We start from the raw sequence: 20,476 nt of genomic DNA, 5'->3' as shown, positions 1-20,476 counted from the left end.
CTTATTTACTGTTCTTTTTGTAATACTTGATCATCTTCGGAATCACTTCTTCAACGGTACCGTTGATTACATAGTCGGCGATCGCATTGATCGGTGCGTTTTCATCATTATTGATCGAGATGATGATGCCTGCATCCTGCATACCGGCGATGTGCTGGATTTGCCCGGAGATACCACATGCAATATATAATTTCGGACGAACCGTTACACCGGTTTGACCGATCTGACGGTCGTGTTCACAGAATCCGGCATCGACAGCCGCGCGGCTCGCTCCGACTTCTGCGTGAAGTTCCTTAGCCAATTCGAACAACATGTCGAATCCTTCTTTTGAACCCATGCCGTAACCGCCGGCAACAACGATAGGAGCGCCTTTCAGGTTGTGCTTGGCTTTCTCGATATGACGGTCGATGACTTTCACAACGAAGTCTGTCTCCGGAACATATTTCGCTACATCATGACGGATTACTTCGCCTTGATAGTTCGGATCCAGAATCTCTTTCTTCATCACACCTTCACGGACAGTTGCCATCTGTGGGCGATGTTCTGGATTGATGATCGTAGCCACGATGTTACCACCGAAGGCCGGACGAATCTGGTACAGTAGGTTTTCGTATGTCTTTCCGGCTTTCTTGTCTTCGTGAGAACCGATTTCCAGAGAAGTACAATCGGCCGTCAGACCGCTGGTCAAGGCTGAAGAAACACGCGGACCCAAATCACGTCCGATTACCGTAGCGCCCATCAGGCAAATCTGCGGTTTTTCTTCTTTAAACAGATTGATAAGAATAGATGCATGAGGCAAAGTAGTATAGGGGAAAAGGCCCGGAGCATCGAATATATGTACTTTATCAACGCCATACGGAAGCACTTGGCTTTCAACGCCAGTCAAATCTGTTCCTGCGATGATGGCTTCCAACTGACAGCCTAACTGATTGGCTAATTTCCTGCCTTTTGTCAGGAGTTCGAGACTTACATCAGCAACGGTTTTGCCTTCAAGCTCACAATATACAAATACGTTGTTCATAGGTATATTTTTATCCAATCGTGTGATTGGCTAACAGTTCAACAATCAAATCTTCAATATCTTTATCCGAGCTGGTCAGTGTCTTGCTTTCCTTAGCCTGGAAAACAATGTTCTGAATAGATTTCACCTTCGTAGGAGAACCTGACAAACCACATTGTTTCAAATCGCCGTTTACATCAGCAACGCTCCATTCCGGAATGTTCAGATAAGGGCGAGTCTCATACAGTTCAGCATATTTAAGAGCCGGTGTTCCATCAGGATGGCAAGCTGGAGCCGGAGCTTTTTCCTGTTTGCCCAAAGCTCGTTTGTATTTCTGTACCAGTTTTGCATTGCGCGGGCGGCAAGGAGCAGCCGATCCATTTACCGTAATCACAATAGGCAGCGGTCCTTCAACGGTTTCTACGCCACCGTCGATATGGCGTTTTACGGTGATGCGACGAGCTTCTTCGTCAACATTCAGGATTTCTTCGGCATACGTGATCTGTGTCAGGCCTAATTTCTCTGCTACTTGCGGACCTACCTGAGCCGTATCTCCATCGATTGCCTGTCGGCCGCCGATGATCACATCATAATCTTTGATCTTCTTGATGGCTGTAGCCAGGGCATACGAAGTTGCTAATGTGTCGGCTCCGGCAAACGCTCTGTCTGTAAGCAGATAACCGCCGTCGGCACCACGGTATAAACCTTCTCTGATGATTTCTGCAGCACGACCAGGACCCATGGTCAGCAGCGTGACAGTCGATCCCGGATGTGTGTCTTTCAGGCGCAAAGCCTGTTCTAAGGCGTTCAGGTCTTCAGGATTAAATATGGCGGGAAGTGCGGCACGGTTAACAGTTCCGTCTTCTTTCATGGCATCCTTTCCGACGTTTCGTGTGTCGGGAACCTGCTTCGCTAATACAATAATTCGTAAACTCATTTTATTGGATATTATATTCGTTTTTTCTTTGGTTGCAAAAGTAATTATTAAATTGAGATTAGGAAAGAATGAACCGAAAAATCACTAATAGTAGTGATTGCCTGTTTGGTCGATTTGTCTTTCCTTTGCAACCGTAAACAATATACCAGTAGTGGAAATGAAAAGAGAACAAATGTTGATGGTGGCAATTCTGTTGGCAGGCTCAGAAATTGTCATGGCGGATGAAATCAATCCGAAAGATACGATTCGTACATATAATATAGAGGAAATCATTCTGACATCCTCCACAAAAGAGACAAATGATTTGCGGAAACTTCCGGGTTCCGTAACCGTTTTATCTCCTCAGCAGATTATCGGACGGCAGATTGATGCCCTGAAAGACATCAGCTCGTTTGTTCCGAACCTTTATATGCCGGATTATGGTGCTAAATTGACATCGGCCATTTATATCCGTGGCATTGGTGCCCGAAGCAGCGGTCAGTCTATTGGCATGTATGTCGACAATGTTCCTTATCTTGACAAGAGTACCTTCGATTTTGAATTGACCGATATTCAGCGGATTGAAGTATTGCGTGGTCCGCAAGGAACCTTGTACGGACGTAATGCGATGGGCGGTATTGTTAATATCTACACGATTTCACCTTTTGATTTCCAGGGAAAGAAACTTTCTGTTTCGGCCGGGAATTATGGACAGGTGAAAGTCAAAGCTTCCCACTATGGTGTGATTAATGATAAATTCGGTTTTACCGCTGGTGTGTATTATGATCGTAACAGTGGTTTCTTTACGAATGAATATACGGGGAAAAAAGCCGATAATGAGCAGTCGGTGGGCGGACGGATCAAGTTGGAAGGACGCTTTAATCCGAATTTCCGCATGGCTTATACGCTGTCGGCTGATTATTCGGATCAGGGAGCATTTCCTTACGGACTGTATGACGCTGCTTCCGGCTCGGTGGCCCCGGTAAATATCAATGATCCTTCGTCGTATAAACGGACAATGGTGGCAAACAGCTTATTGTTGGAATATAAGACCGACCAGATTCTGTTGAGCAGCACGACCGGATATCAGTATCTGAATGATGACATGCATATGGATCAGGACTTCTCTCCGAAATCGATCTTTACGCTGAACCAGAAACAGAAACAGCATGCTTTCAGTGAAGAGGTGGCTGTAAAGAGCAATACAGACCGGAACTATCAGTGGTCGTTTGGATTGTACGGATTTTACAACAGTCTGAATACAGACGGACCGGTTACATTTAAAGAAGATGGTATTAAAGAAGTACTGCAGCCCGTCTTTGATCAGATCAAGGAGAATTCGAATAATCCGAAAATGCCTGCTTTGAAGATTACGGATAAAGAACTGTATATCCCGGGTAATTTTGATACACCTTCGTTTGGTCTGGCCCTTTTCCATCAGTCTACCTATAATAATCTGTTTGTCGACGGTTTGTCGCTAACGGCAGGTGTTCGTCTGGATTATGAGAAACAGAAATTAGGCTATACCGGTGAAGCGAAGATGAACATGTCGGCCAGCTTTGGAGAAATGGAAATTCCGTTGGATTCTTTTTATGGACCGACAGTGATGGATGTACACGCTTCGCAGGATTTTTGGGAGGTTTTGCCCAAAGTATCCTTGAAATATGAATGTTCACCTTCAACTTATACGTATGTATCCGTAGCCAAAGGTTACAAAACGGGTGGTTATAATGTACAGATGTCGGCCGATGTGATGCAGGCTCAGATGAAATACGACATGATGTCGGCTTTCAGTTCGATGATTCCCATGGAACTGGAAAAACCGACGCCGGTTGAAGACGTGGCAGCCTATAAACCGGAAAAGAGCTGGAATTATGAATTGGGTATCCGGAGCGAACTGATCAAAGACCGTCTCAGTACGGAGCTGACAGCTTTCTTGATGGACATTCAGGATTTGCAGATCACCAAGTTTGTCAATAGTGGTAACGGACGTGTGCTGGCGAATGCCGGAAAAGCCCGCAGCTATGGTGTTGAAGCGTCTCTACGTGCTTTATTGATGACTGGCCTGACTGCTGATCTGAATTATGGTTATACGCATGCTACATTCCGTGATTATAACAACGGAAAGGAAGACTTTAAGGGGAATTATGTACCGTACACACCGCGCCATACCGTCAGTCTGGGGTTACAGTATACGAAGAGCCTGCAGGGAAAGTGGCTGGATCAGGTTTATGCTTCGGCACAATTGAACGGAATCGGAAAAATATTCTGGACTGAATACAATGATATTTATCAGGATTTCTATCTGACACTGAACGCAAGGGCCGGAGTACGCAAAGACAAGATCAACTTGAGTGTCTGGACCAAGAACTTGACCAATACAACTTATTCGGCATTCTATTTTGAGTCGTTTGGCAATCCGTTCATACAGCTTGGAAAACCGTTGCAAGTAGGCGTAGAAGTATCATTGACATTGTAGGAAAAGGTTCTTTTGTAATATTTTCTGCTTTTCTTGGGAGAAAAGGATAGTCATTGGCGTTTTAGTTTGTACTTTTGTGCGGTTAAATACACAGATTGTGATGGAACAACATACTCAAAACATTAACAAAGTAATTGTCCGTCCGTTGCAGATGACGGATTATAAACAGTTGGCTCAGTCGTTCAGACGTGTTTATTCTGATGGTTCAGATGTGTTCTGGACGAAAGAGCAAATCGAAAAATTACTTACTATTTTCCCCGAAGGTCAGGTTGTGACGGTTGTTGATAATAAGATTGTCGGTTGTGCCCTTTCTATTATCGTTGATTATGACCGTGTCAAGAACGATCACACTTATGCTGATGTTACGGGAAACGAAACATTCAATACACATAATCCAAAGGGTAATATCCTATATGGTATTGAAGTCTTTATACATCCGGATTATCGGGGTTTGCGTCTGGCCCGTCGTATGTATGATTATCGGAAGGAACTTTGTGAAAGCCTGAATTTGAAGGCAATTATGTTTGGCGGGCGTATTCCTAATTATCATAAGTATGCGGATACCATGCGCCCGAAAGAGTATATTGATAAAGTCCGTAAGAAAGAGATTTATGATCCGGTACTGACGTTCCAGCTGTCGAATGATTTCCATGTGCGTAAGGTGATGACGAATTATCTGCCGAATGATGAGGAGTCAAAGCATTATGCGACCTTGTTGCAGTGGGATAATATTTATTATCAGCCGAAACCGGAAGTAATTGCCACGAAAACGACGGTGCGTGTCGGTCTGGTTCAATGGCAGATGCGTCCGTACAAAAGCTTGAACGACGTATTCGAGCAAGTCGAATTCTTCGTCGATGCCGTGTCGGATTATAAAAGCGATTTCATCCTTTTCCCCGAATATTTCAATGCACCGCTGATGGCTAAATTCAATCACATGAGCGAATCAGAAGCGATCCGTGAGTTGGCTCAGTACACGGATGAAATGCGGAAGCGCTTTGTTGAGCTGGCTATCAGTTACAATATCAATATCATTACTGGAAGTATGCCTCAGATGCGGGGAGACGGATTGTATAATGTTGGATTCTTGTGCCGTCGTGACGGTTCTTATGAGACGTATGAGAAAATTCATATTACTCCGGATGAAGCCAAGAGCTGGGGACTTTCGGGCGGTAAGAAAGTACAGACTTTTGAGACTGATTCTGCCAAGATTGGTGTCTTGATCTGTTATGATGTGGAGTTCCCGGAATTATCCCGTATCATGGCCGAACAGGGAATGCAGATTTTGTTCGTTCCATATTTGACTGATACGCAGAACGCCTATTCACGTGTACGGGTCTGTGCCCAGGCTCGTGCAATTGAAAATGAATGTTTCGTCGTTATTGCCGGTAGTGTAGGTAACTTGCCGCGTGTACATAATATGGATATTCAGTACGCTCAGTCGGGAGTCTTTACTCCGTGTGACTTTGCCTTTCCGACAGATGGAAACAGGGCCGAAGCAACCCCGAATACAGAAATGATTCTGGTATCGGATGTCGATTTGGATTTGTTGAGCGAATTACATACCTATGGAAGTGTACGTAATTTGAAAGATCGCCGAAATGACTTGTATGAAGTCCGGTTGAAGAAGAATAAATAAGTATTTAGACAGAGACACGGAGATGGCGTCAGTCGTATGAACACGCCGGGCTTCGTGTCTTTTGTATTTAATATAAAGGTAAATGGCAAAGACGAAGACGGTTTATGTTTGTTCGAATTGTGGTGCCGATTCTCCGAAATGGTTGGGAAAGTGTCCAAACTGCGGAGAATGGAATACCTATGTAGAAGAAGTAGTGACCAAAGAAACACCTGCGGCTAAACGGCCGGTTCCTTCTGGATTGAGCGAGAGAGGACAGGCGCGTCCGGTATTGCTGCGCGACATTACGGCGGAAAAGGAAGACCGGCTGGATATGAAAGACCAGGAACTGAACCGTGTGTTGGGCGGTGGTCTGGTGAAAGGGTCTTTGGTCTTGATTGGCGGTGAACCGGGAATCGGAAAATCGACCTTGGTTTTGCAGACCATCCTCAAGCTGCATGATCTGAAGGTTCTGTACGTTTCTGGGGAAGAAAGTTATCGTCAGCTGAAAATGCGTGCGGACCGTCTGGCGCCTGAAAGCCAGAATTGCCTGATCTTGTGTGAGACCAATCTGGAGCAGATCTTCGTACAAGCACAGAACATCCAGCCTGATTTGTTGATTATAGATTCCATTCAAACGATTTTTACCGAGCTGGTAGAATCTTCTCCGGGTAGTGTTTCCCAGGTTCGTGAGTGTAGTGCAGCTATTCTTAAATATGCCAAGGAAAGTGGAGTACCGGTATTGTTGATCGGCCATATTAATAAAGAGGGAAGCATTGCCGGACCGAAAGTCTTGGAACATATTGTAGATACTGTTTTACAGTTCGAAGGCGACCAGCACTATATGTACCGGATTCTGCGTAGTATCAAGAACCGTTTTGGTAGCACGGCTGAGTTGGGAATATATGAAATGAGACAGGAAGGTTTGCGGGAAGTAAGTAATCCGTCAGAACTGTTGCTTACGCAGAATCATGAAGGACTGAGTGGCGTAGCCATTGCCGCTGCTATTGAAGGAATTCGTCCGTTCCTGATTGAAACGCAGGCTTTGGTAAGCTCGGCCGTTTATGGAACACCGCAGCGGAGTGCTACCGGTTTTGATATCCGACGGATGAACATGTTATTGGCAGTCTTGGAGAAACGGGCAGGATTCAAGTTGGCTCAGAAAGACGTTTTCCTGAATATTGCTGGTGGTTTGCGTGTCAATGATCCGGCAATCGACTTGGCTGTGTTGGCAGCTGTCCTGTCGTCAAGCTTGGATATTTCCATCGAACCGGGTGCTTGCATGGCCGGTGAGGTGGGTTTGTCGGGTGAGATCCGTCCGGTAAACCGGATTGAACAACGGATCATGGAAGCAGAAAAGTTGGGCTTTTCCCGCATTCTGATTCCTTATAATAATCTGAAAGGTTTTGATGCGAGTCGTTGCCGGATTCAGATTGTGCAGGTTCGGAAAGTAGAAGAGGCGTTCCGGCAGTTGTTCGGTTAGTCTCGGTATAATTTATCATTGATTAATGATTGACTTACATGATTAAAGAAATACAATTACGCATATTGCCTGAAGAAGCAGCCAACGAGCAGGCTTTAAAGACGGTGCTTTCCCGGGAGTTGGCTTTATCGGTAAAAGACATTCATGCTGTCCGCATTCTGAAACGTTCGATTGATGCCCGACAGCGTACGATATTTGTGAATCTTAAAGTACAGGTTTTTATCGAGGAAGATCCGACGGAACCGGCTTACCAGTCGGTAGCATACGGAGATGTTTCGTCGGGAAAGCCCGTAGTGATTGTGGGCGCTGGACCTGGAGGCTTGTTTGCTGCTTTACGGGCTATCGAACTGGGACTTCGTCCGATTGTGGTAGAACGAGGCAAGAATGTACGGGAAAGGAAGAAAGATATTGCCCGTATTAGTCGGGAACATTTGGTAAATCCGGAGTCGAATTACAGCTTTGGTGAAGGAGGAGCCGGCGCTTATTCAGACGGTAAGCTTTATACTCGAAGCAAGAAACGGGGTTCGGTTGAGAAGATCCTGAATGTATTCTGCCAGCATGGTGCCAGTCCCTCGATCCTGTCGGACGCTCATCCGCATATTGGAACGGACAAATTACCACGTGTGATTGAGAACATGCGTGAACAAATCCTTCGGTCGGGCGGAGAAGTGCACTTTGAAACCCGTATGGACCGGCTGATCATCCGGGATAACGAAGTGATCGGTATAGAGACACAGACAGGTGAGACATTTATGGGACCAGTTATTCTGGCTACAGGGCATTCTGCGCGTGACGTCTATTATTATCTGTATAATGCTCAAATCCCGATTGAGGCAAAAGGTATTGCCGTGGGAGTTCGTCTGGAACATCCGCAGCAACTGATTGACCAGATTCAATATCACCGGAAGGAAGGTCGTGGTAAGTATTTGCCGGCGGCCGAATACAGTTTCGTCACACAAGTACAAGGACGTGGTGTCTATTCATTCTGTATGTGTCCGGGAGGTTTCGTTGTACCGGCAGCCAGCGGTCCACGGCAAATTGTTGTAAACGGAATGTCGCCTTCTACTCGTGGTTCTTATTGGGCCAATTCAGGTATGGTAGTAGAAATTCGTCCGGAAGATTATCCCGAACTGATGAAAGGACAGGAAATGAAAGTACCGGCTGATTCGCCATTGGCATTGATGGCCTTTCAGGAACGGCTGGAAGAACTCTGCTGGCTCAACGGAAACCAGCGGCAGACGGCTCCGTCGCAGCGGATGGATGACTTCATCCATAAACGCCTGTCGGCTGATTTGCCAGTCACATCCTATACGCCCGGCGTATTATCTTCGCCCCTTCATTTCTGGATGCCGGAATTTATTACCCACCGGTTGCGTGAAGGATTCTGTCACTTCGGAAAAGTATCCAGAGGCTTTTTAACCAATGAAGCGCTGATGATAGGTGTGGAAACCCGAACATCGTCGCCTGTACGTATTTTACGCGATAAAGAACGCCTGCAGCATGTTACTTTGCGTGGCCTTTTCCCTTGCGGGGAAGGTGCCGGATATGCCGGAGGTATTGTATCGGCTGCTATCGACGGTGAACGTTGTGCCGAAATGGTAGCTGAGTTATTGAAATAAGAGGAAGAAAAGAATATAGACATTATGATAACCTATTTGATTTTAGGAATAACGGTAGTTGTCTCTTTCATCTGTTTCGGAAATCAGACGCTGGCTATGAAACTGGCCTTGAGTCCTTACCAGGTGATCCATAGGAAAGAATGGTATCGAGTCTTTACCCATGGTTTTGTACATGCCGATATGACTCACCTGTTGGTAAATATGTTTACCTTCTGGTCATTCGGTACCTATATGGAACAATACTATCAATACGTAGGACTCGGAAAGTGGGGCTTTCTTCTTTTATATTTTGGTGGAATGATATTTTCTTCATCATTTGATCTGGCAAAACAGAAAGACAATCCCTATTATCTGTCTATTGGTGCTTCAGGAGCCGTTTCTGCCGTTTTATTTTCCTCGATCTTCTTTGATCCGTGGGGGAAAATATATTTCTTTGCCTTGTTACCTATTCCGGGTATATTGTTTGGTGTTGTGTATTTATTGTATTGCCAGTATATGGCCAAGCAGGCGAGTGATCATATCAACCATAATGCCCATTTCTTAGGAGCTTTGTTCGGCTTTTTACTGCCTGCTTTGTTGAATCCTTCGTTGGTGAAGTTATTTGTAGGAGCATTGATGGGAAGATGAACAAACGGATATTGGGACTGGCTGTTCCTTCGATTATATCAAACATTACTGTTCCACTGCTCGGTTTGGTGGATGTTTCCATTGTGGGACATTTGGGCTCTGCTACTTACATTGGAGCCATTGCCGTGGGTGGTATGTTGTTCAGTATGATCTATTGGATTTTCGGCTTTCTGCGGATGGGAACCAGTGGACTAACTGCCCAAGCCTATGGAAGGCGTGATTTGGCTGAAGTCATCCTGTCGTTTGTCCGTTCAGTAGGAATAGCCTTTGGATTGGGTTTATTGCTGATTCTGTTACAATATCCAATCCTTAAAGTCGCATTTATGTTGATTGATGCCACACCAGCAATCAAAGAACTGGCTTCTCTTTATTTCCGGATTTGTATATGGGGCGCTCCGGCTGTATTGGGTTTATACAGTTTTGCGGGCTGGTTTGTGGGAATGCAGAATTCCCGTTTTCCGATGTACATAGCTATTACACAAAATGTGGTCAATATAGCAGCCAGTTTATTCTTTGTATTTGTCTGGAACCGAGGAGTAGCAGGCGTTGCCATGGGAACACTGGTTGCCCAATATGCCGGATTACTGATGGCTTCGTTATTATGGTATGGTTATTATCGCCGATTATGGCCAAAATTGAACTGGAAAATGTTGACTGACTATGAGGCCATGCGTTCCTTTTTCATATTGAATCGGGATATTTTCTTTCGGACCTTATGTCTGGTTGCGGTGACGACTTATTTTACTTCCCGGGGAGCTGAACAAGGTGATGTCATCTTGGCGGTAAATACGTTGTTGATGCAGCTGTTCACTTTATATTCATACATCATGGATGGCTTTGCTTATGCTGGAGAAGCCTTGACCGGTCGTTATGTTGGTGCACATAATCGGGCGGACTTGGAACGTATGATCCGAGCTTTGTTTGCTTGGGGCATCGGATTGGCGCTTACCTTTACCTTATTATATGGTATAGGAGGAAGTTCGTTCTTAGGTTTGTTGACGAACGAACGAGAAGTATTAAATGCCTCTTCAGACTATTTCTATTGGGTGTTGGCTATTCCCTTAGCCGGTATGGCGGCCTTTTTATGGGATGGAATCTATATTGGTGCTACAGCTTCCCGTCAGATGCTGTATTCGATGTTGGTTGCTTCAGCCTCATTCTTCATTTTACAAGGATTGTTACAGCAACAAATGGAAAACCATGCTTTGTGGATGGCATTTATCGTTTATTTGTTCTTGCGTGGGTTGGTACAAACCGGACTGGCACGAAAGATTCTGTTGAAATCAGAGAGGTGAATTAAAATAGATTATCTATTTTTGCGGACTTAATAGGAGATTTGAATTGATGATTGTAGAAAATCGGTTAAGCAGGTTATTACTGCTATTATTTCTTACATTTGTTTTCTGTTGTGCATTCTATTATTTGCCTGAAAAGATTGCCGGTTTTCAGGTAAAACATATTGATTTGTTTTCTGATTTGAGAGAGAAATCAATGATAGCAGCCATAGATACGATGCAGCAGTCATGGTTGGAAGAAGATACTTTAGCTGTTGATTCCGTTGCTTTACAGCGTCTTGCCCAAGAAAAAGTAGGAATTGATTCTGCTGCACTGGCTTTGCGAGATTCTTTATACAAAGCCTTGTATGCTGTTGACGGGGCTGATTCTACGGGGATACGGATCGAAGACTATTCTGTTGGTCATATCGGATTGAACCGTTTCTTTACGGCTTTGCGGAACCGGACATCTTTAAACCGACCGGTACGGATCGGCTTTATGGGCGATTCGTTTATAGAAGGAGATATTCTGGTGGCTGATTTGCGCTCATTGATGCAGAAGAGGTTTGGTGGCCGCGGTGTTGGCTTTGTGCCTATTTCTTCTCCAGCAGCCCAGTATCGGCCGACGGTAAAGACAACTCCTAAGGGCTGGACAACCTGGTCGATGCTGACGGATCATGAACACGCCTATACATTGAGTTGCCTGACCTTTGAAGCGGAAGCTGACAAGGCTTCTTTCTCGATAGAGTCGACAAATAAGTACCCTGAATTGGATTCTGTTTCTTCCTTAAAACTGATCTATGAGAATAATCTTTCGACGCAGGTTAGTGTTTCGATTGATGGAAGGTCGGATTCTTTGCGAGTCAGTTTACCTTCCACACAGATAATGGCTCAGTATGAATGGAACGGTATCATTAACAAGGCTAGCTTTGATTTTTCTCAGGCAACGGGATTTAGGGCTTTAGGTGTAGCGATGGAAAATGCAGAAGGTGTTGTTATTGATAACTTCTCTATGCGTGGGAATTCAGGTCTGATATTGGAACGGCTGGATTCGGTACGCTGTCTTGCGCTGAATGATATTCGTCCGTACGATCTGATCATCTTGCAATATGGCTTGAATGTAGCTAACGACAGTGTTATGCAATATGGATGGTATGGAAAGCGAATGGAGAAGGTAATACATCATATCCGCCATTGTTTTCCGACGGCCGACGTGATGTTGATGGGTGTTTCAGATCGGAGTCGTCAGGAAAACGGAACCTTTTATACCATGCCTTCCGTTTTGGCACTCTTGCATGCCCAGCGACAGGCCGCCAAAAGAGCCGGAGTGCCGTTCTGGAATACGTACGGTGCTATGGGCGGGAAAAACAGTATGGTCCGTTATGTGGAAAATAATTGGGCAAGTAAAGATTATACGCATCTTGGATTTGGTGGTGGACGGCAGTTAGCCCGTATCCTGATGGATGCCTTAATGTCTGAAATGGAGTTTTATGAAAGTGCAGGACAGGAATAATTGGTTGCGAATTGGAGGTGTCGCCGTTGGTATTATATTTACTGTGTCAGTCTGGGCTCAGTCGTTACTACATTCTCAGCAAGATGAATCTCGAAATGTGGAGCCAACAGCCGTAGAACTTCCTTTACCGCTGCCGGGAATGTTGGTGGAAGGATGTGATACTTTATCATTTCCGTCGGATAGTACACATTCCTTGATGCACTTCTTTTCTCTGCTTGACTCGTTGAAGGCAGGAAAAGATACGGTATTGACAATCGTTCATCTGGGTGATTCCCATATTCAGGCCGGCAAATACAGTGGTAAAGTCATGCGCTTGCTCCAGCATGAATTCGGAAATGCCGGCAGAGGCTGGGTAGCTCCGTTTAAGTTAAGCCGTACGAATGAGCCGGATGACTATTTTATTACCTCTTCTGTTCGGGATTGGATTGCCGGGCGCTGCATCCAGCGGAAACGGAAAACCTCCGTTGGAATGGGTGGAATAGGAGTCAGGAGCATGTCTTCTTCCATTAATCTGAATGTGCGGATGGCTCCGAATAATGGGGCAGGTTATGCTTTTAATCAGGCTATTTTGTACCGGCGTTATAATGCCATGCCCATGCTTCCTACGGATGAGAGTAAACAGATAGCGGAAGCGTCTTTGGCTGATTCTGTATATACTGGAGTAAAAGCAGATACTTTCCGATTGAGTCGTATGACCGATACGTTGCTGCTTCACAGTACGCGGCGTAAGCAGGGCACAGATGTGTTGTTGCCGGCTTCGTCGTTTAATAATACCTATTATGGGTTTTCATTGACAAATGGCAAGCCTGGCATTCTGTATCATTCGATTGGTGTGAATGGGGCTATGTATGTGAATTACACGGATAAGGAATATCTGCAGCGGCTTTCTTTGCTTAGGCCTCAGCTTTTGATCATATCGCTTGGAACGAATGAAACCTTCGGTCGGAATTTCTCCGGTCTTGAATTTAGTGAACAAGTGCATCGGTTTCTGTCGCTGGTGAAAGAAGTCATGCCGCAGACCGAGATTCTGCTCACGACTCCTCCAGAATGTTATAAAAGAACCTATGTCAAGAAAAAACGGGTTTATGTCAGGAATGTAAATACTGAAAAAGCAGCTGCTGCCTTGAGGCAGATAGCCCGTGAAGAAGGCATTGCCTGCTGGGATCTGTTTACGGCTACTGGAGGAAAGAACTCATGTCGCAAGTGGTACACTCAGCATTTGATGAGTAAAGACCGGATTCATTTTACTCAACGTGGTTATGAGGATCAGGGTGTATTATTGTATCGGGCATTGATGAATGCCTATAATGCTCATCTCGGGCAAGATGTAAAACTAAATCAGCAAGTGGAGGGTGAATTATGAATGCATTAATGATGATGCAGACGGGACTTTTTGACGGACTTTCGTGGAGCAAGCTGGGTGATCTGTTGGTATATCATCCCGAAGAACCGATGTTGTTCAGCAGCGGATTGTTTTTCTGTTTGTTCTGTATATTCTCTTTATTCTACGTGGCATTGTGGAAACATACGCTGGCACGGATTATATACGTGACTCTGTTCTCTCTTTATTTCTATTATAAGAGCAGTGGCTTGTGGTTTGGACTACTGATCTTTACGGCCAGTTCTGATTTTCTGATCGCCCGGATCATGACGCGTCTGGATGAAACCTGGAAGAAAAAGTGCATGGTGACGCTGAGCCTTTGTGTCAATTTAGGAATGTTAGCTTATTTCAAGTATTTCAATTTCCTGTTAGATTTGGGTTCGTCTTTCTTGCGCGAACTGGGTGTGTGGTTTCATTACCAGCCTTGGGCTTCGCTGGAAGTTGCTCCTTTGCAGATATTTCTCCCTGTAGGAATTTCTTTCTTTACTTTTCAAAGCATCAGTTATGTAATTGATGTGTACCGGGGCCGTATCCAGCCTCTTAATCGCTGGATCGATTATGTGTTCTATGTATCGTTTTTCCCGCAGTTGGTGGCGGGGCCGATTGTGCGGGCACGTGATTTTATCCCGCAGATCTACCGGAATCCGATTGTGACGAGAGATGAATTTGGCGAAGGCATATTCCTTATCGTTTGCGGTTTGTTTAAGAAATGTGTGATATCCGACTATATTAGTCTGAACTTTGTTGACCGGGTTTTCGATGCTCCGGCTTTGTATACGGGGTTAGAGAATCTGATGGGTGTATATGGATATACATTGCAAATCTATTGCGACTTTTCCGGCTATTCGGATATGGCCATCGGAATAGCTCTTCTTTTAGGATTCCGCTTTAATATCAACTTTGATTCTCCTTACCAGTCGGCAACGATTACTGAATTCTGGAGGCGGTGGCATATTTCATTGTCGAGCTGGCTGAAAGACTATTTGTATATCTCGCTGGGCGGAAACCGGAAGGGAAAAAGGCGCACCTATGTCAATCTGATCCTGACCATGTTGTTGGGCGGTCTGTGGCACGGCGCTTCTGTGCGTTTTATTCTTTGGGGCGCCTTGCATGGCGTAGCCTTGGCCATTCATAAAGCTGTTATGGCTGCTTTCTCCAGTTTCAAGAAAGTTGGAAATGAAATGACGCCCTTGCGTCGTGTCGTGGGTGTTTTTATCACCTTTCACCTGGTCTGTTTCGGATGGATTTTATTCCGGGCTGATTCGATGCAGAAGGTAGGAGAGATGCTGACTCAAATAGTCTCCAACTTCCATCCGGAAGTCTTTCTCCAGTTTGTTTCGGGTTACAAAGGTGTTTTCGCGTTGATGATAATAGGCTATGTCTTTCATTTTATTCCTAAGCGGATTGAAATGTACTTGCAAAAGTGGGTCACCGATTCGCCTTTGGTGGTGCAGGCCTTGCTGTTGTCGTTGGCGATCTTGACCGTTGTCCAATTTAAGAGTGCCGGTGTTCAACCTTTTATTTATTTTCAGTTCTGATGTGAGCTATGGAGAATTTGACCATGAAACATATACCTCGGTTGTTACTCATCGTTCCCTGTTATAATGAAGAGGAAGTCTTACCGGAGACCATTCATCGTCTGACTGATATGCTGGCTTTGCTGAAGCAGCAGCAATTGGTATCTGTCGGACATATTCTTATTGTCGATGATGGCAGCACCGACAACACCTGGCAGATGATTGAGGCATTTGCGCTGAAGCATAAAGAAATCTCCGGATTGAAGTTGGTGCATAATTCCGGACATCAGCAAGCGTTGTGGGCCGGATTGGAATATGCTGTTGACCGTTCGGATGTGACTATTTCGGTCGATGCCGATTTACAGGATGATATTCGGGTGATACCTCAGATGCTGACGTATTATTTGCAGGGTATTGATATTGTGTATGGCATCCGGAAAGAGCGGAAGTCAGATACTTTCTTAAAGCGTTTTTCTGCCCAGCTGTTCTATAAAGTAATGGGCAGCCTGACCGGAGACATTATCTATAATCATGCCGACTTTCGCCTGATAAGCAACCGGGCTTTGCAGGCGTTGCTGCAATATCCTGAGCGGAATCTGTTCTTGCGTGGTCTGGTCAGTTCTTTGGGTTTCCCGTCGGCTATGGTTTATTATGACCGACAGAAAAGACCGGCCGGCCAATCCAAATATCCGTTGTGTAAAATGCTGAGTTTCGCGGCTGAAGGCATCACTTCTTTTTCCATACGTCCTTTGCAGGGCATCGTTCTGTTGGGCCTTTTGTTCATCCTGATCTCTGTCGGTGTGATCATTTATGCGATTGCAGTTTATTGGGAAGGTGAAACTATTCCGGGCTGGACTTCCATATTGGTTTCGTTGTGGCTGATTGGCGGCTCGATGATGACGGCTATCGGCATTATCGGCGAATATATCGGGAAAATCTATAAGGAGGTGAAAAAACGGCCTCGCTATCTGGTGGATAAAACGACTGAATGGCAGGATGATAATCAGGAGAAAGAGTCATAGCCATTTTCGGTATTGCTGTGATTCCTATAATATTAAAACGAGGATACGTTAAGAGCAACGCATCCTCGTTCTTCGTCGCGACATACACGACTGCGTTAAGGCTTCATACATTTATTTACTCCAGTTTTTATTTGGTTTCTCACTCATTTCCAAAACCAGACTTCCTCCTTTCAGTAATTCAGCTGCCGGAAACTTAAATGAGTTCAGTTCCTTTCCATTAAGCACGGCAGATTGTATATACTTATTCTTTCGGGAAGCATTTCTGGCTTCGATGATAAATTCTTTTCCTCTTCCATACCGATGATCGAGATGGAGAACTATCTTTTCATATAGCGGACTGGCTATTTCGTAAACAGGTTCTGTCTGGCAACCTCCATCTGTCTGGAAAAGTCCGACAGCTGCCATAATGAACCACGCGCTCATTTGTCCCTGGTCTTCATCTCCAAGATAGGCATTGGCTATACCAGAACCATAATAACGGTCAATGATGGACCGGCTCCATTTCTGGGTAAGCCAGGGCTTTCCGACCCAGTTAAACAGGAAGGCAAAATGCATGGACTGCTGATTGCCCTGTACGACCGGAAAATCCCAGTATTGATCGTTGGGTGCGTTGTATCTCCAAGGTTCGCTGGCTTGAAATCCCCATTCCAGCCGTTCGATGAAGCGGTCTTTGCCAATGGCTGCTGCCAATGCCGGGACATCTTGTGGAACGAAATAGGTGAGTTGCCAGGCATTCCCTTCTACATAATGGTGATTAGCTCCTGAACGGAACGGGTCAAAGTCGGCGGCCCATTTTCCTTTGCTGTCTTTCAAGGTAGCAAAGCCTGACTTCGGTTCAATTACATGTTTCCACCACGAGCCGCGTTGGTTGAATTCCTTATAAACCTTTTCGTTTCCGATGGCTTTGGCAAATTGGCCGACTGTCCAGTCGTCGAAAGCATATTCCAGGGAATTGGAGAAACGGCCCAAGTCGGATGGCACATATTGATATTTGAGATAGGCTTCCAGATCACGGTTCCCGGCATATCCGGCAAATACTTTCTGCGAAGGTGTCGTTTGCATCTTTATCATGGCTTCAAGAGCTTTGTCTGTATCAAAATCCTGAATGCCCATTTGATAGGCGCCTACAATCAGTGGTATTTCGTGCTCGGCAACCATCACCGGAATATAATTCATGCCTGCCGGACCTTTTGCCAGCCATCCGTTGGCATCGTACATGGCAAGTTGAGAGTTCACCCACCGATGACTCCATTCGGGAGTTACCAAGTTCCAAAACTGGTTCAAGTTCCAGAATGTATTCCAGAAGGCGTCACATCCTAAGGCTACGTCGTCCTGGTTGGCCAGCTGATGAATTTTCTTATCTGTCGAGATCCATTGACCATTTACATCGCTCCATGTGTTCCGGCTGCAGAGCGCCCGATACATATTATTATAGAAACGAACTTTCTCCTGGCGGTCGGCTGTAAAGATTTCCACGCGGCCGAATAATTCGTTCCAGACAGCTCGCTGGTGATCTCGTACGGCTTCGAAGCTCCAGCCGAAGGGTTCGCTGATTTCTGTCTTCAGATTGAGAGCGGCATTCTCGAGGCTTACTAACGAAATACCGGAACGGACCTGTACAACTGGGTTCTCTCTGACGTCAAACTGCAGAAAGAGACCGGCATCTTTCAGGTCTTTTCCTGTCAGATGGTCTGTCTTGACGACTGTTCCGTCTGTCCATCCGCCCATTTCCTGAATAGGCTGGTCGAATTCCAGCACGAAATAAAGCCGGTAATCCTGGTCGGCATCATTGCTCCATACATTGCGTGACAGCTGATGACTGACACCTTCAATCCGGTTCGGTCCGACTTTCTTTATTTCGATATCACTTAATACATAATCATATTCAGTAGGAATGTGAAGATCGACCAGCACGCGGGCGCCATCCCGGTCTTGTGGAAATGTATATCGCTGGAATCCGCAGCGTGTCGTAGCCGTCAGTTCTGCGTCGATATCATAATCATCCAGATGGATGGCATAGTATCCGATGCCTGCCTGTTCGGTTTGCTTGCGGATACGAGAGCGGTAACCCGAATCCGGATCCATTTCATCTCCTTCCTGAATAACCAGCTTTCCGTTGGTCGGCATCAGTCCGAGCCCGCCTAACGTCCATTCATGGATGTGACTGAAGCAACCGGTGTTTTCGAACGTCGGCTGATAACCCGCCTGCCAGCCTGCATTCTGGTTGTCGGGGCTGAGCTTTACCATGCTGAAAGGCATCCACGGCCCGGGTGCGATCATCCAGCGGGAGTGTCCGGTACCGATGCGGGTATCTACGTAGTCAGCATACGTTTGGAGTCGTTGAGGTTCACGAAGAACCGTACCTTTTTCTACCATTTTCCCGTCGATCCGGATGCAATATTGGCTTTCTTTGGGCGCAGTTACTGCCGGCATCGGTGCTTCAAAGACATAACGCGCCGTATCCAACCGCTGGCTGAAAATAGATTTCCCGTCGAGTTCAACGGATAGACGCGGTTGTTTATCCAACTCTTCCACATCAATCAGCAAAGGTTGGAAGCGTTGTCCGTTTTGTTCTATTTCGTATGCGGCAGCAGATGCGCGGCGAATAAATGCCTTTTGGGGCTTTTGCAAGCGAACACCTTCCGGACTGTCCAGACAGATCTGGTCGAAAAGAATCCACGAACCTTCCAGAACGGATAGACGGATTTCGTTACCGCCCTGATGAATGAGGGCATTGTCGATAGGAATTTCTATCCGGTTTTCTTGTGTTCCGTTCAAATCTCCTTCGATTGACCGGGCATTTTTGCCGGCGGGTAACTGGAATTTCCAGGATTCTCCGTTGATTGTTACTTTCAGAAGCGGAGGTTGTTCAACCGCATTGTCGAGCACATCAATTATCAGTTTCCAAGTGCCAGCATCCGGTTTCTTGTCTATACCGAATAGAAGCGTGGTTTCATGTGTCCGCCAGCCGGAAGTTCCGCCAGTTCCACCCCAACTGTCGGCCGGACCTGGAATAACATACGGAAAATCTTTCGAAGCATCCGAATATCCGATTAAGAAATAACGGTCTTCATAACCGAAGTCGTGAGCCAGAAAGTCCTTATATTGATCGGGAGCTAAGGCAAAGCCTGTCGCCTGATTATCGTTCTGACCAATTGTCCAGAGTTGTTCTGCTTGAGCTGTGGCAACGCCAAAAGCTAATCCAGATACAAACAGAAGAGATGTAAGGTAAGTATGCATATGTCCTATTTTTTATTGCAAATTAATGGAAGATTTCTCAGATGACTGTGATATTATATTTTGATATACTTATATAATATTCCGATGGGTGTACGATGGACAAATAATGCTTTATATGAAATTTTTTTATATAAGAATTATAATTTTCTATGTTATAGAATATGTAAAATAGTTTTGGAGATTAAAAAACTACTGCTACATTTGCATCATGAAAAATTAATCAAGGAGCCAATTCGGTTTATAAGAGCTAATTTTTCATAGTTAAGGTTTTGGTAGGGAGGAAAATCGTTGTGAAACGGGTTTCCTCTCGTTTTTATATATAGCCCACTCATTACAAAAGCCTATTCCGCAAAATTAATCAATTATTTCCTTAATTTCATTTTCTCAGTTTACGTATCGTTTATGAGTTAATTGCTGCCTGGCAATTCGTGTTTTTCTGCCTTGCTTTTAGATAAAATGTTATTGCATATTATCTTTCCGCCGATCGTCGGAAATCTTTCCTTCGTACGTCGGAAACTTATCCGCCGACCGTCGGAATGATATCCGGCGTACGCCGGAAAAATAGATATTCATTATCCAGCGGATAATAGTCCGGGAAAAAGAGCTAAGTCTTGGATAGGAAAGTGGTCAATTCTTCTGAATATTCTGCCGGAAAGAGGATGAAAAAGAACTGTATAGAATTTAAAACACTGTGAAAAAAGCGCTGTCGGCATGTGGTTTAGTATTATTTAACTGCAAAAGTTCAACATACGGATTTAACATTTCTAATTTTGTGCAGCTTAAAAAAGAG

At 45.2% G+C, this 20,476-nt stretch carries 13 protein-coding genes; 10 read left to right on the top strand and 3 right to left on the bottom strand.

What is annotated here, in order from left to right:
- Position 1: 1 nt before the first annotated feature.
- Both NEE14_RS03785 and NEE14_RS03780 read right to left on the bottom strand, forming a co-directional pair.
- Positions 2-1,021 (bottom strand): electron transfer flavoprotein subunit alpha/FixB family protein, encoded by a 1,020-nt coding sequence (locus tag NEE14_RS03785; protein WP_251966506.1) that lies wholly within the window; start codon positions 1,019-1,021, stop codon positions 2-4.
- A 10-nt stretch (positions 1,022-1,031) separates the two neighbouring features.
- A complete protein-coding gene (locus NEE14_RS03780) occupies positions 1,032-1,937 on the bottom strand; it encodes an electron transfer flavoprotein subunit beta/FixA family protein (protein WP_251966505.1) in 906 nt (301 codons plus the stop codon).
- Positions 1,938-2,094: 157 nt separating this feature from the next.
- On the opposite strand from NEE14_RS03780, the gene NEE14_RS03775 reads away from it, so the two are divergent.
- From NEE14_RS03775 to NEE14_RS03730, 10 genes are all read left to right on the top strand, one after another.
- Positions 2,095-4,395 (top strand): TonB-dependent receptor, encoded by a 2,301-nt coding sequence (locus NEE14_RS03775; protein ID WP_251966504.1) that lies wholly within the window; start codon positions 2,095-2,097, stop codon positions 4,393-4,395.
- Positions 4,396-4,495: 100 nt separating this feature from the next.
- A complete protein-coding gene (locus NEE14_RS03770; protein WP_251966503.1) occupies positions 4,496-6,034 on the top strand; it encodes a carbon-nitrogen hydrolase family protein in 1,539 nt (512 codons plus the stop codon).
- Between the two features lie 82 nt (positions 6,035-6,116).
- Complete coding sequence (radA, locus tag NEE14_RS03765) at positions 6,117-7,493, top strand: DNA repair protein RadA (protein ID WP_251966502.1); 1,377 nt, start codon at positions 6,117-6,119, stop codon at positions 7,491-7,493.
- A gap of 38 nt (positions 7,494-7,531) precedes the next feature.
- Entirely contained in the window at positions 7,532-9,112 is a 1,581-nt protein-coding gene (locus NEE14_RS03760) for an NAD(P)/FAD-dependent oxidoreductase (protein ID WP_251966501.1), read from the top strand.
- Positions 9,113-9,136: 24 nt separating this feature from the next.
- The gene (locus NEE14_RS03755; protein WP_251966500.1) at positions 9,137-9,739 is read left to right on the top strand and encodes a rhomboid family intramembrane serine protease; all 603 of its coding nucleotides are present in this window, start codon (positions 9,137-9,139) and stop codon (positions 9,737-9,739) included.
- Positions 9,736-11,034 (top strand): MATE family efflux transporter, encoded by a 1,299-nt coding sequence (locus tag NEE14_RS03750; protein ID WP_251966499.1) that lies wholly within the window; start codon positions 9,736-9,738, stop codon positions 11,032-11,034. The genes NEE14_RS03755 and NEE14_RS03750 overlap by 4 nt, the downstream gene beginning before the upstream one ends.
- Before the next feature lie 49 nt (positions 11,035-11,083).
- Positions 11,084-12,526: a hypothetical protein gene (locus tag NEE14_RS03745; RefSeq protein ID WP_317259004.1), complete on the top strand. Its 1,443-nt coding sequence runs from the start codon at positions 11,084-11,086 to the stop codon at positions 12,524-12,526.
- Positions 12,510-13,889 (top strand): GDSL-type esterase/lipase family protein, encoded by a 1,380-nt coding sequence (locus tag NEE14_RS03740; RefSeq protein ID WP_422394696.1) that lies wholly within the window; start codon positions 12,510-12,512, stop codon positions 13,887-13,889. Before NEE14_RS03745 ends, NEE14_RS03740 begins: the two co-directional genes overlap by 17 nt.
- Positions 13,886-15,445, top strand: a complete 1,560-nt coding sequence (locus tag NEE14_RS03735; RefSeq protein ID WP_251966496.1) for an MBOAT family O-acyltransferase — start codon at positions 13,886-13,888, stop codon at positions 15,443-15,445. The genes NEE14_RS03740 and NEE14_RS03735 overlap by 4 nt, the downstream gene beginning before the upstream one ends.
- Positions 15,446-15,468: 23 nt before the next feature.
- A complete protein-coding gene (locus NEE14_RS03730; RefSeq protein WP_251966495.1) occupies positions 15,469-16,446 on the top strand; it encodes a glycosyltransferase family 2 protein in 978 nt (325 codons plus the stop codon).
- 111 nt (positions 16,447-16,557) lie between these two features.
- Here the strand turns inward: NEE14_RS03730 and NEE14_RS03725 are convergent, their stop codons facing one another.
- The gene (locus NEE14_RS03725) at positions 16,558-19,686 is read right to left on the bottom strand and encodes a GH92 family glycosyl hydrolase (protein WP_251966494.1); all 3,129 of its coding nucleotides are present in this window, start codon (positions 19,684-19,686) and stop codon (positions 16,558-16,560) included.
- Between the last annotated feature and the right edge of the window lie 790 nt (positions 19,687-20,476).

Source organism: Parabacteroides sp. AD58 (assembly GCF_023744375.2).
GTDB lineage: Bacteria > Bacteroidota > Bacteroidia > Bacteroidales > Tannerellaceae > Parabacteroides > Parabacteroides absconsus.
Note: the sequence above shows the minus strand (reverse complement) of the source record. Positions and strands in the feature narration are given on the sequence as shown.

Coding starts and splice junctions, on each gene's coding strand:
- NEE14_RS03785 (WP_251966506.1), bottom strand. CDS start 1,021: ATGAACAACGTATTTGTATATTGTGAGCTTGAAGGCAAAACCGTTGCT.
- NEE14_RS03780 (WP_251966505.1), bottom strand. CDS start 1,937: ATGAGTTTACGAATTATTGTATTAGCGAAGCAGGTTCCCGACACACGA.
- NEE14_RS03775 (WP_251966504.1), top strand. CDS start 2,095: ATGAAAAGAGAACAAATGTTGATGGTGGCAATTCTGTTGGCAGGCTCA.
- NEE14_RS03770 (WP_251966503.1), top strand. CDS start 4,496: ATGGAACAACATACTCAAAACATTAACAAAGTAATTGTCCGTCCGTTG.
- radA (WP_251966502.1), top strand. CDS start 6,117: ATGGCAAAGACGAAGACGGTTTATGTTTGTTCGAATTGTGGTGCCGAT.
- NEE14_RS03760 (WP_251966501.1), top strand. CDS start 7,532: ATGATTAAAGAAATACAATTACGCATATTGCCTGAAGAAGCAGCCAAC.
- NEE14_RS03755 (WP_251966500.1), top strand. CDS start 9,137: ATGATAACCTATTTGATTTTAGGAATAACGGTAGTTGTCTCTTTCATC.
- NEE14_RS03750 (WP_251966499.1), top strand. CDS start 9,736: ATGAACAAACGGATATTGGGACTGGCTGTTCCTTCGATTATATCAAAC.
- NEE14_RS03745 (WP_317259004.1), top strand. CDS start 11,084: ATGATTGTAGAAAATCGGTTAAGCAGGTTATTACTGCTATTATTTCTT.
- NEE14_RS03735 (WP_251966496.1), top strand. CDS start 13,886: ATGAATGCATTAATGATGATGCAGACGGGACTTTTTGACGGACTTTCG.
- NEE14_RS03730 (WP_251966495.1), top strand. CDS start 15,469: ATGAAACATATACCTCGGTTGTTACTCATCGTTCCCTGTTATAATGAA.
- NEE14_RS03725 (WP_251966494.1), bottom strand. CDS start 19,686: ATGCATACTTACCTTACATCTCTTCTGTTTGTATCTGGATTAGCTTTT.